9 protein-coding genes are annotated in these 13,040 nt (G+C 42.0%); 6 read left to right on the top strand and 3 right to left on the bottom strand.

The genetic code is table 11. The annotated features are described in order from the left end of the window. Positions 1–4 precede the first annotated feature (4 nt). The 3 genes from J8L98_RS18530 to J8L98_RS18520 form a co-directional block, all read right to left on the bottom strand. A complete protein-coding gene (locus tag J8L98_RS18530) occupies positions 5–1,318 on the bottom strand; it encodes an ABC transporter permease (RefSeq protein ID WP_210997657.1) in 1,314 nt (437 codons plus the stop codon). A 2-nt stretch (positions 1,319–1,320) separates the two neighbouring features. Further along, positions 1,321–2,025, bottom strand: a complete 705-nt coding sequence (locus J8L98_RS18525; RefSeq protein WP_192509913.1) for an ABC transporter ATP-binding protein — start codon at positions 2,023–2,025, stop codon at positions 1,321–1,323. 70 nt (positions 2,026–2,095) lie between these two features. Beyond that, on the bottom strand, positions 2,096–3,358 hold the full coding sequence (locus tag J8L98_RS18520) for an HlyD family efflux transporter periplasmic adaptor subunit (RefSeq protein ID WP_210997656.1): 1,263 nt from the start codon (positions 3,356–3,358) through the stop codon (positions 2,096–2,098). Between the two features lie 747 nt (positions 3,359–4,105). On the opposite strand from J8L98_RS18520, the gene J8L98_RS18515 reads away from it, so the two are divergent. From J8L98_RS18515 to J8L98_RS18490, 6 genes are read left to right on the top strand one after another with little or no spacing between them, the layout of a single operon-like run. Further along, positions 4,106–6,187, top strand: coding sequence for an AMP-binding protein (locus J8L98_RS18515; protein WP_210997655.1), 2,082 nt, complete (start codon positions 4,106–4,108; stop codon positions 6,185–6,187). Beyond that, complete coding sequence (locus J8L98_RS18510) at positions 6,181–6,453, top strand: acyl carrier protein (RefSeq protein ID WP_192509910.1); 273 nt, start codon at positions 6,181–6,183, stop codon at positions 6,451–6,453. Before J8L98_RS18515 ends, J8L98_RS18510 begins: the two co-directional genes overlap by 7 nt. Next, positions 6,450–7,568 (top strand): Rieske 2Fe-2S domain-containing protein, encoded by a 1,119-nt coding sequence (locus tag J8L98_RS18505; RefSeq protein WP_210997654.1) that lies wholly within the window; start codon positions 6,450–6,452, stop codon positions 7,566–7,568. Before J8L98_RS18510 ends, J8L98_RS18505 begins: the two co-directional genes overlap by 4 nt. A gap of 16 nt (positions 7,569–7,584) precedes the next feature. Beyond that, positions 7,585–9,195 carry an aminotransferase class I/II-fold pyridoxal phosphate-dependent enzyme gene (locus J8L98_RS18500; protein ID WP_210997653.1) on the top strand — a complete coding sequence of 537 codons (1,611 nt, stop codon included), beginning with the start codon at positions 7,585–7,587 and terminating at the stop codon, positions 9,193–9,195. Positions 9,196–9,204: 9 nt separating this feature from the next. Next, on the top strand, positions 9,205–10,737 hold the full coding sequence (locus J8L98_RS18495; RefSeq protein WP_210997652.1) for an AMP-binding protein: 1,533 nt from the start codon (positions 9,205–9,207) through the stop codon (positions 10,735–10,737). Then, a complete protein-coding gene (locus J8L98_RS18490; RefSeq protein WP_210997651.1) occupies positions 10,734–13,031 on the top strand; it encodes a polyketide synthase in 2,298 nt (765 codons plus the stop codon). The genes J8L98_RS18495 and J8L98_RS18490 overlap by 4 nt, the downstream gene beginning before the upstream one ends. The last annotated feature ends 9 nt before the right edge of the window (positions 13,032–13,040 follow it).

The raw sequence follows: 13,040 nt of genomic DNA, 5'->3' as shown, positions 1-13,040 counted from the left end.
GTCCTTATTGACTTTTAAGGTAAGTGGCTGGTGTGGTTCGACATACTAACCATGCCGGGTAAAGGCCAGCTAAAATACAGACACTTACAGCAATGGCTGGGGCTGAAAGCAACATAGTTAAATCCATATCTGCAATCACCGTGTACGCATCATTGCTTTTTCGCATTCCCCATAAGCCAGCTTGTGCAATGAAAATACCGAGTACTCCTCCTATTACACCAAGTAACCCTACCTCCACTAAATGCTGAATAAATACCTGTGTCTTACTTGCCCCAAGTGCACGCCTTACACCAACTTCAGGTGCGCGTCGTAAAAACTTCGCCAACAGCAGTCCGAGTATATTGGCAAGGCAAACAGCTAAAAACATAAAGCTCAGCATCACCAATATTTTATTATCTTCATTAACCACTTCGCGATACACCATCATTTGCTTAACGTCACGTAATGCAAAATCCAACTCTTTACGGGCAAACCGACCTAGTTTCTGCTGCTCGGCCATATACGACATTAAAAATTGCCCATATGCCAACTCATCTTCGTCTGTAGGTAAATCAACCCAAAACTGTACCCAAAACTGTTCTGATTTGAGTTTATCTTGAAAGCCTCTGACATTCTCCGCTTTCCAACCATTACTATTCCCCCACGTAATGATTTCATTTGGTGCAATTAAGCTAAATGGTAAAAATATGTGCTCAGGGTCACGGAATGCCCCGTTATTCAGGTCATAATACTTGACGTAGGTTGGCCAATCCTTAATAACACCAACAATACGCACCGTCATACCATCCAAGTTAATTGTTTTACCAACCGAATTTTCACCTTGGAACAGTGTGTCATTCAAACTTTGTGAAATAACCACCACCGATGCTTGCGTGTCTTCATCGTTTCGCGTCCAGGCACTTCCGTAAATAAATTCCAAATTAAACATGGAAAAGAGATCTGCATTGGCGACCCGTGCTCGCTCTAGAAACGGTTTCATATCGCTATCATCCACATGTACCGCAAACCCTGCTGCAATCATTGCGGTTCGACGATAGGGTAAGTCTGCATTTAATAAATTTATCGCATCCGGATAAGTAACTTGATAAGGCATATTATCATCTGACCACCAATCGCGACCGTCATCCATCGTTTGTAATTGAACGTGATGTAATTGTGTACTTTTGCTCGGGATCGGATCTGCTGACATCATGTGGTAAACCGAGAGGCTCGTCATCGTGATGCCAATTCCCACAGCAATGGCTATCACCATCAGTAAACTCACCATCGGTGTACGCTTCAAACTTCGCCAACTTAAATCAACATAATGAAAAAACATAATTACGCTCCAACAACTGCTGCTGGATTTCCCTGATAAAGAGAAAAATCCGCGATTTGACCGTCAACAACTTGAATATTCCTTGGCGCTCGACGAGCAAGCTCCGGATCATGTGTTACCATGACGATGGTCGCCCCATCGCGGTTAATTTGTTCTAGGAGTTCCATTACTTGCCGAGCCATTAAACTGTCTAGGTTACCGGTTGGCTCATCTGCCAATAAAAAGCGTGGTTTACCCGCTAATGCGCGAGCTATAGCTACTCTTTGCTGCTGACCGCCTGATAGCTGCTGCGGTAAATGTTTCGCTCTGCTCGCTAAACCTACTTGCTCTAAACTCGATTCAATTCGACGCTTTCTCTCAGCAGCTTTAATGCCTCTATAACGTAATGGCACTTCAACATTTTCATACAAGTTTAAGTCTGGTATTAAATTAAACCCCTGAAAAATATAACCTATTTTTTGGTTCCTAATATCTGCACGTTGATTGTCATTTAGCTTGCCAATATCTACACCATCAAGTAAATACTGGCCTTGTGTAAACGGCTCCAGTACACCGGCAATATTTAAAAAGGTCGTTTTACCTGAGCCTGAAGGCCCCGTTACCGCAATAAATTCCCCTTCATTAACTTGCAAATCAAAGTCTCGCAAGGCATGAGTTTGCACCATTTCTGTTTGATACACTTTGCTTATACCATTCATATTTAACATGTTTGTTCCTAATAGTTTTTATTGTTCTACAATTTGAATATTTGATTTAAAACAGGGTTGCTAAATAGAGTTACTCTCGTAGCAACACCGTATTTGCTTTTTTAAACTGGGCATAATTTGACACAATCACTTCATCGCCTAAACGCAAACCATCGAGTACTTCTACGCTGCGGATACTCGTCGCGCCGGTGTTAATTGATATACGTTTTGCAGTATCACCTTCGACTTTATAAGCAACATGACCTCCAGCATCTAAAAATGCGCCTCTACGGATCATCAAGACGTCTTCTTTATTTTCCAATATGATCCTTGCTGATAACCGTTGGTTCTGCCGGATATTACTGATGTGTTCTTGAGAAAAGCGAACGCGAGTAGTGACCTCCCGATCGTTAACCTCAGGAGAAATAGCTGACAATTTGCCCAGCACATCTTTACCGCCAATTTTCAGCGCTACATCCATACCGAGGCCTAATTCATTTGCATAACTTTCGGGTACTTGCAACTGCGCCTCAAAGGCACTTAAATCTACTAACGTCATTAATGCTTGGTTTTTTGATACGGCTGATTTAGGTTGTACTAACAAGTTGCCCACAATACCTGCAACACTTGCTTTCACATCTAAGTTATTAACTTTACGAATTAACTCATCCACCGCGAGCTGCTGTTGTGCTACGGTATTTTTTGCTGACTCTAATTCAAACGCCAAAGTGTCTTTTGTGATCTCCGCTTCTTTAACTGCATGATGAAAGGTAAGCTCAGCTCTTGCTAACTCATCTTGTGCTTGTTCCAAATCAATTTGGCTAATAAGGCTTTGCTTAATAGACAGTTGTGCACGTCTATTTTCACGTTGGGCTGCCGTTAACTCAACTTTTGCCAAATCTAATGCATTGTTCAGTGCTAGCGTATCTCGTCTGGCTTCTAATTCACGACGTGACAGCTCTCCATGGAGACGGAGTAACTCTGATTGTTGCTGCTTTAATATATTTTCCAATTCAGGGCTGTCTACTAACGCCAGAGTCTGCCCGAGTTTAACTGAGTCTCCAGCTTTCACTTTGAGTGTGACAAAGCCTTGCTCTGGGCTATATGCTTGTGGCGCATTCGCAGCAACCACAAACCCCGTTGCCGCAACATCTCTGACAAAATTACCCACGGTCACTTTCGCAATGTTTAAGCTACTTTTCGCTAAAGATAACTGTGCATTGCTAGTATTAATCACTGCATTTGCAGATACTGCAATCCCCAAAAGTAATGCAACGCCCAATAGGCCTTTTTTAACATATGATGGTTTGCTCACTTGAACGGGCAGATCTTGTCCACTGGTGTCTTTTATCATTTTCCTCTCCTTACAACAGTACTCATTGCTTCACATAGGGTGACCAAAGCAACAGCAATAAACATAATTACTGGAGAAATTAGAAACGCACTCGTTAACAACATCTTGTACTCTTTAAATAATCTGACTTTCCTTTTACTATCCGAATATCATGCCAAAAAATAAATTATTGATTATAAAGGAATTTTAATTTTTATGGGTAATATTTATTGTCCGCGGACAGTTTCAAAGTGTCCGCATGGACACTTTTACTACTGTTAAATCCTGTTCACTCAACACAGTAAAACGTGATCTAAATGATAGTGATTAAATATTGCGCATTATGCAGCAATAATGGGAACTAAACCCAATACAAATTATTTTCATGACTTATTTAATTTATTAAAATTAAGAATAGAGTATCCACGTCATCAAAATTCACAACAATCCCGCCCCTACCCAGGAGGCAATCGAAATCAATTTAAAATTAAATTTTAAATTATTGTTTTAACTTAAAATAAAATCACCCCACCTGAATCCACCTGTTCAAAAAGACGACAAAAATACATCTATCACAGGAACGGTAATGAAAAGCACTATCAACAAAGTTGCTAAAAAATCACCAAAAAACGAAAATACTCGCCCACAATAGTTAATTCAATGTTAATAAGTACCATTTAATTCGGATTAATATTTAACATATCTACACACTTCTTTCACATTTGTGTTCAATTATGTAACCAAGTAAAGCAAAAAGGATTATGTAGCATGGGAACTTCGAACCCTCTTTTTCCAAAAAGAGACCTTTTACAATGTGAAGCAAATAGCTTGATTGATTTACTCGCATCGGACGCACTAAATAAGCCTGACCAAGAAGTTTTTCAGTTTATAACTGCGAAGGGTGAGCAATCAGTAAGCTATGATTACAAAACGATCGCGACGGCCATAAGCCAAATAGCTCACACATTGCTCTCGCTATCTAAATGTGTGAACTCAGAACAAGATCAAGCACTCATTGTGCTCCCACAAGGTGCTGATTTTGTATCTGCTTTTTACGGATGTATGGCCGCGAAAGTTATTGCAGTCCCTTCTTTCCCACCTAAAAATCAGCTACAAATTGAACGACTCGATTATGCGATTAGTGACTTAGGCAATCCAATCATAATCACTAATAGGGAGATCCTTCCCTTACTGCAAGAACAACTTGTTGATAAACATGTTCGTTGGTTATTGGTCGAGGATTGTACCAATACGGATGCGCCTGGGTTACATGAGTTCAAAACTGATAATGCCGATATTGCCCTATTGCAATATAGCTCTGGCACCACAGGTAAGCCTAAAGGTGTCATCATTACCAATCAAAACACCCTAGAAAATTCTGAACTTATACGCCAAAGTTTCGGACACGTAGAAGATAAAACTCGAATGATGTTATGGCTTCCTCCCCATCATGATATGGGGCTAGTCGGTGGTGTTATGCAAGGTGTTTATACCGGATACCCAACCTTACTAATGCCAACTGATTTATTTTTACGTAGCCAATTTACTTGGTTGAAGGCAGTCACTGATTTTAAGGCGACCACAACAGGCGCGCCTAATTTTGCATTCGATTTGGCACTCAAAAATATTCGTCCAGCTAGATTAGCCGAGCTTGATTTATCATCGCTTGAGAATCTATTTTGTGGTGCTGAGCCTATAAATTCGCATACCATTACTCAGTTTTTTGATAAATTTGCGCAATGCGGTCTACAAGCCAATGCTTTTTTACCCTGTTACGGTATGGCTGAAGCAACCCTCATGGTAAGCGGGAAACCTCATGGGCACCAATACAAACAACTGTGTGTTGATGAACCATTACTTAAACGCGGTGTAGTAAAACAAGCATCAGCTGAAGCGAAACACAGTCAATGGTTGGTCAGTAGCGGCACTGTACATCACTCTCTTAATGTTAAAGTAGTTGACCCCATTTCACACTCTGAGGTGGCACAAGGGCAAGTGGGGGAAGTGTGGCTACAAGGCAGCAGCATAAGCCCAGGGTATTGGCAAGATGAAGCTCGGACCATCGCAAACTTTGGCCTACAACTGGATAGCTACGACGAAACATTTCATCGTACAGGAGATCTCGGTTTTTATGACAATGACGAATTATTCATCACTGGCCGCTTAAAAGAAGTCATTATTCTCAGAGGTGCCAATTTCTATCCTCAAGATCTTGAGTATGAGGCATCTCTGGCTTTTCCTGAGTTAAAAAATTGCCGAAGTGCTGCGTTTTCGGTCATGCATGAACAGAATGAGCAATTGGTGATGGCCATCGAGGTGCCCCGTAATATTGACAACTTTGAGGCACTAACTACGTCGCTGAACACACGATTAATTGATCGTTTTGGTGTCAAAGCAGACCAAATACTGTTTTTGCCCCGCAAAACCATCAAGATCACCTCATCAGGTAAGTTACAACGCATTGCAATTAAGCAGGCGTTTGAGAAATCTGAGTTGCATACGTATTTCCATTTTAATTTTCAAGAGCAACGACATAGTTCTAACCCAAAATCCAGCACTTCGCACACGCTTAACTTGAAAGATATCCTCAATATTGAACACTGGTTAATTCTCCAAGTTACTGAACTAACCGGTGTTGCAAGTGCACAAATATCACCTAAAGACTCTCTCGCTAATGTCGGACTAGACTCGGTATTGGCCATGGAGATCCTATTTAGATTAGAACAGCAAACCGGCGTTTATTTGGCTCCAGACATACTTTATAGCTGTAATACTCCCTCTTTGCTGGCGAACAAAATACACCAAGTAGCAAATAAAACGACCCCAACGGAGTTAGACTCAACATGTTAAACCCCTCAGTTGAAACTGTGTCAGCAAAGCTATGCCACTTTATCGCCACCAGCTACCTCGATGACGATGAACAAGTTGCCCCTGACACACCAATAATCAAGCTAAACATCTTAGATTCAGCGTCTATTTTTGACGTTGTTGAGTTTATACATCGCGAATTTGCATTGCGATTACCGGTTATCGATATTCACCCTGACAATTTTGCGACCGTCGCAGTACTCAGCAAAGTCGTCGAACACCACAGCAATAAGGAGGCCGCACTATGATCCCTAATCAATGGTATGCAATTTCAAGAATCCAAGATGTCAAAAAGAAACCAATCGGGCTAAAACGTCTAAATAAGCTACTCGTATTATATCGCGATACAACAGGCAAGCTCGTCTGCATGGATGATAAATGTCCACATAAAGGCGTTATGTTAAGTCGCGGACAGCAGCATGGTGATGTAATTGCCTGCCCTTACCATGGCTTCCAATTTGACCAAAAAGGTGATTGTGTTCACATGCCTGTATTGGGAAAAAACGGTGACGTTCCTAAAGGAATGTGTGTAAAAACCTATAAAGTAAAAGAAGAGTTCGGACTCATTTGGTTTTGGTATGGTGATCAATTACCAGAGAATGAGTATCCAGAAGTTCCTATGTTTAAACAGTTCAAAGAATACCAAGGGTACTATTCTTTTTACGGTTGGGATGCACCAATCAACTACACTCGCTACGTTGAAAGTGTGTGTGAAATTTATCATATACCCTTTGTTCACAAAGGATCTGCAATCAACATTTGGGACCCTAAAGGCGGTAAAGTAGACAACTTTGAGTGCAAAGTAGATGGCACGCTAATAACCAGTGATTTTGTATTACGCCCTGATGATGAGCGTACAGCAGAGGAAACCCTCGTCGCTCGTAAGCCTTGGACTCGTGGTTGGAAATTTGGTATTGATGTTCAAATGCCTAACTTGGTATTGATCAGAAGTGATGTGTTTGATGTTATTTTCATACCGACCCCCATAGACGACAATACCTGCTGGGTCTGTGTTTGTTACCAAGAACCCAAACGTGATTTGCTACTGCCACTCATTAAACCACTGCCGATACCATTTTGGCGACCAGTGCGCCCATGGTACATGTGCCGTATCGAACGTTTTGTACAACAGGATAAAGATATGGCTGTGATTTCATATCAAAATCCAAAAGTATCAAGTCCAAAAGCCAATCGTCTGATCCCACTGGATAAAGTAAACGCGCATTATATCCGCTTTAGAGAAAAGCTGATCCGTGAAGCAAACGAACAAAAGGTTTTGAAGGAAAAAATTTCCACTAAACCTACAAGTGAGTTTGAGGCGCCTTCACTTGAACAAATCATTGGCATTGAAGAAATCAACTAAATAAACGGATTTATACATGACACTAAACACCCATTTAGCGGCTGAGATTCAGCCGCTCATACTCGATATCGTTAAAGAGCAAACATGCTATTCAGAGTCAGACTTATTGCTCGATCAAGCTATGGAGGAAGGCCTAGGTATAGACTCCATTATATTGGCAAGTATTGTGGATGAAATGCAGCCGCTATTTGCTTTTGAGAACAAACTCAATACAGCAAGCTTTAATACCATTGCCGATCTTATTAATTGTTGTAAAGACGTTGCAATTACAGAAAAAGGGCAACAAAAACTTGCCTCTCTGGGCATGAATATCGGTGCACAACCTGTGCTGAAAGATACTAACCAACTTGTTACTGCTGATACCTCAATCTCCTCTCAAACCATGCGAGATTTCGTGGCGGATGGGAGTCCTGATCTGTTCAGTAAAGTGAGAAAGTTCAATGATTTTTATGCATCACATGAAAAAACGGGCGACTTTTGGTACGGCATGCCACTTAGTTCAAAATGTGAGAATCGTGCCATTATTTTTGATGCATATCAAAATAAAGAGCGTGAGTTTTTAATGTTTGCGTCAAACAACTACTTAGGCTTAGCCAATGAACCTCGGGTTGTTAACGCAATTAGTGATGCTGTAAAGCAGTATGGAGCCACTAACACGGGGTGCCGTTTAATTGGCGGTACGAACCACTTACACCTTGAGTTAGAAGAGCGCTTAGCCCGCTTTAAAGGCCGTGAAGCCTGTATTGTATTCCCTTCAGGTTACTCTGCTAATTTAGGCACAATTTCAGCATTAATGGGCCCTAAAGACACCATTATCACTGACGTGTATAACCATATGAGTATTCAAGATGGTTGTAAATTGTCTGGTGCTAAAAAGCGAATTTACAAACACAATGACATGGCGTCATTGGAAGAAGTCCTTAAAAACTGTAGTGATAATGACGGTGGTAAGCTCATTGTCGCTGACGGTGTATTTAGCATGCACGGCAACATCGTCAAACTCCCTGAAATGGTAAGGTTAGCGCGCAAATACCAAGCCCGCATTCTCATTGATGATGCTCATTCAACTGGGATATTAGGTGCCACTGGTTCTGGCACAGCTGAACATTTCAACTTAAAACATGAAGTTGATCTTGAACTTGGCACCATGAGTAAAACACTTGCTGGTATGGGGGGGTTCGTCTGCGGGGATAAAGAGGTTATTGATTATTTGCGTTTTTATGCAAACTCATACGTTTTTGCAGCCACCATTCCTGCCCATGTTGCTGCAGGGTTAATACAGTGCATCGATATCATGGAAACACAACCCCAGAGGCTAGAAAACCTTTGGAGTAATGTCAATTACTTACATAGCGCACTTCGTGAGTGTGGATTTGATACAGGTGATTCAGAAAGTGCCATCATTCCCATCGTTATTGGCGATGAAAAGCGCACAATGGAGCTGGGCCATCATGTTCGACAAATGGGTATGTTTTGCCAAACCGTTGTCTTTCCTGGCGTTGCCGTAGGCGATGCAAGACTCAGGATCAGTGTGCTCTCTCAACATACTAAAGAGGATTTAGATCAAGCAATAGAAATATTAATTAAAGCCGCAAAAGAAGTGGGTTTACCCGGTTTTAATAGCTAAGGAGTAGTGATGAATAACACGTTGTCAAATGCGCTGCATACCGCGCTATTTCATTGGGCTCAATCCCAACCAGAGCAGCCGTTTCTATTGGCTGAACCAATGTGTAGTTACCAACAAGCCGCAAATTATGTTGGCGCCTTGGCAACTGTGCTTCAACCAACCAAACGAACGGCTATTTGGCTTGAGAAGAACAATCACTATGTATTGGCAATATTAGCCTCTTTAACAGCTCGATCTGCTTATGTGCCAATTGACGCAAAGCAGCCTACGGCACGAGTCTCACTCATTTTGGGCGACGCAGAAGTGGATACGCTTATTGTAGACTCTACACACCTAACCCAAGCAATAGCCCTACAAAGTGAATATCCAAATATTCGCATCATTGAAATAAGAAAAACAGGCACATCAACACCTAACATAACCTCTTTTAATTGGTTTAAGCATATTCACACGTCATACAAAAAACCAAAGGTAAGCTTTGATAACAATGACCTAGCAGCAATTTTATTTACTTCTGGCTCAACAGGCCGGCCGAAAGGTGTGAAGTTATCAATCAAGAATTTGTTACATTTTATCAACTGGTGTCAACAATCATTATCGTTATCAAGCACACATCGTTTTTTAAATATCGCCAGTTTCAATTTTGATTTAAGTACCTTTGATCTCTTTATGAGCTTGACTGTTGGCGGCAGTTTATACGTCACATCAGAAGACGTCGTAAAGCAGCCTTTGCTTTTGGCAAATATCTTAAAAGAACAAAAAATCAACGTGATGTATACCGTCCCTTCCCTGCTGAATTTAATGAATAGAATTGCACTTTGGCAACAAGCTCAAGTGCTATCACTCACCCATATTATTTTTGCTGGCGAGGTCATGCCAAAATCCTGTCTACGGACGTTAAATGACAACATTCAACACTGCCAGTTTTTCAACTTTTATGGGCCAACTGAAACAAACGTCTGCCTTGCATACTCCATCACAGATGAAGATATTATCAGCGACGGGGCAATACCCATTGGTACACCCTTTGGCGATAGCCAAGTCCAGTTAATCGGTGAAGATAACGCAGAAATACCGCAATTAGAAGGTGCAATCGGCGAATTGGTCGTCAGGGGTTCGTGCGTTACCCCTGGTTATTGTAATGAAGGCCAACAAAGTAAAAACCATCAGCAGCACCTTCATAAAACAGGTGATATTGTGCAATTTGCAGCTGGTAAATATTACTTTCTTGGCCGCCGTGATCGCATGATTAAAGTTGCCGGCTTTCGTATTGAACTGGGTGAAATCGAAGCGCGATTGAGCCTGCATGAAAGTATCACAGAAGTCGCAACGCGATACTGTATAGAGTCAGCAAAAATCATTGCGACGTACTCACCAACAAATATGGCAAATAAGCCCAGCGCCATTGAACTAAAAGCATACTGTGCAGAACATTTACCTGTGTACATGATCCCACATCGCTTTAAAGCACTCAGTAAGTTACCTAAAAACGCCAATGGAAAGATTGATTATCCACAACTGGCGAAGGTGGAGTGCTCATGACATTAAATAACAACACTGCAATTGCACTGATTGATTGTGCGCACCTTATTGGCTCACCAAAAGATGGCTCTTTGGCCTTGCTAAATGATAAAAAGCAATACGCTAAATTTGCTATTCCGCCAATTTATCGCACAGCAATCAATCGTATGCAGCTACCCCTATTACAACTCAGTAGTACGTTAATTGATACCCATAAAGGGCACATCAATAACGATAGAACAGACGTTATTCTATGCACCCACGCTGGCACTGATAGACAATTAGCGAATCACTATCGGCTCACTGCGAATGCGATGCTCAGGGAACTAATGCATTTAAGCTGTGATAAGTCAGCATCACAGTTGGCTGATTTGTTACCCACTGAGCTAAACAGCAGCCATGATAAAGTCGGTGAGATGGCAACGACAATGGCAACCCGTATAGCACAGAGCTGCGGATTAAATGGCCGTTCGTTTGCCATAGAAGCGGCCAATAATAGCTTTGCACAAGCTATGGCATTGGCGTTCGATAGCTTACGAACTGAACAAACTGACTCTGTTCTAATTGCAATTGCTAACGACATACCCAACCACTCCAATACGCAGCGCCTTGGTGCGAGTGTGCTGCTTTTGAAGCGTTGTAATAAACCCATAGACAACGCGAGAGGATATCTAGTCAACGCCTTCATGTGTGAAAAAAACCGCATTGTTGAGCATGCAAAGACTCAATCATCACAGAGCGTGGTACTGTGCTCAATCACAAATGCGCCACTGACTGAACAACTAAAACCCGCGCTTCACACACATAATATTAATTTAGACCTTCGTGCAAATATATTGCCCGATACCGGTATCGTCGGCAGTGCTTTAGTACTTAATAATTGGTTAAAAAAGCCAAACAATCATACCAGAGCTTTATTTTTCGACACAAACGAGGGGCACTCCGCACCGAGCTTTACTATCAGTCGTACTTTTTGCCCAATCGCAGTAAATGAGGCACATGCGGTTGTGCTATGCGACCATCAGATTTGGATGGCTAACCGCTCTGGCGTTACTGAATATTGGCAAGGCCTCACGGATAAAACGGGCGGTATATCATCTTTAATCCATGATACATATGCGTCAGGCTCCTTATATCATGAAAATGGGGCGCAACATGACAGCTACTATTGCAATGCGGCAGCGAAGCTTAATACGACACACCGAGATCAACTTGGGCAACCTTCCCCTAAAAGCGTGCTCGCCCAAACGCTCAAGCAATGGCCATCTTTAGATATACCAAAACATAGTCGGTCCATGGTTATCACGGCGACTAATTTAGGCCCATATAGTGAACGTCGCAAACTACTGGCGTCGAAATTAAAGGCACTATGTACGCAATGCTACGAGATACTCAATGGCAACAATCCAAACAGTTCAGCACTTACGTCTCTCAGTGAATGGCAAACACAATTTAATGAAGATGCATTAAGTGAAGACTTTCAAGCCAGTAACTTAAGTAAACAAGTAGCCGCGCACTTTGCATTAGAGGATTGCCAGCACCTTGCGATTGAAGCCGCTTGTGCTGGATCTATTGCCGCATTGGATTGTGCCAAAAATGCCATCGCCAGTGGCAGAATTGACGTTGCAATTGTCGCCGCACTCGAGCTGCCCGTCAATTTACATGACCTCAGTGTATGCTCTAACCAACAAATGCTTTCACGTGACGTTATAGCAACTTTTTGCCAAACTGCTGATGGCTTCACACCCGGTGACGGTTGTGCAATGGTCATGCTAACCACCAACACGCTGGCTCAGAAATACGATTGGCCAATAAAAGCTGAACTTAATGCGATTGGCTCCAGTACGCTCAGTAAATCAATGATAGCGCCTAATACTGAAGGCCAGATTCAGGCAATGCGCCATGCTTTTGCACAAACATTCATAAAACCATCGCATATTGAATTCGTAGAAACACATGGGACAGGCACGCCTGTTGGGGATTCAGTCGAAATCAACGCCATTTCATCTATCTATGGCGCCCGTACACACAACCAATTGAAGCTAGGTGCGCTCAAAACACAATTTGGGCATACATTCGCAGTAGCCGGATTAGCAAGCATTATTAAAGTGCTACTGAGCTTTGAACATAATCAAATACCAAGAAATTTAATTCGAGGTGATCTACACAGCGACTTACAACTTTCTCAGCTTGGCTATGACCCTCTGAACTCAAACCAAGCTTATTCGACGCCCAAAGGAATGCGCCATGCAACGGTCAATGGGTTTGGCACAGGTGGTGTCAACTATCACGTAATTATGAGCGACTTTGCTTAATATTTGCAA

It is taken from the genome of Pseudoalteromonas sp. MMG013, from assembly GCF_018100885.1.
Classification (GTDB): domain Bacteria; phylum Pseudomonadota; class Gammaproteobacteria; order Enterobacterales; family Alteromonadaceae; genus Pseudoalteromonas; species Pseudoalteromonas aurantia.
This window is presented reverse-complemented; position numbering and strand designations above follow the sequence as displayed.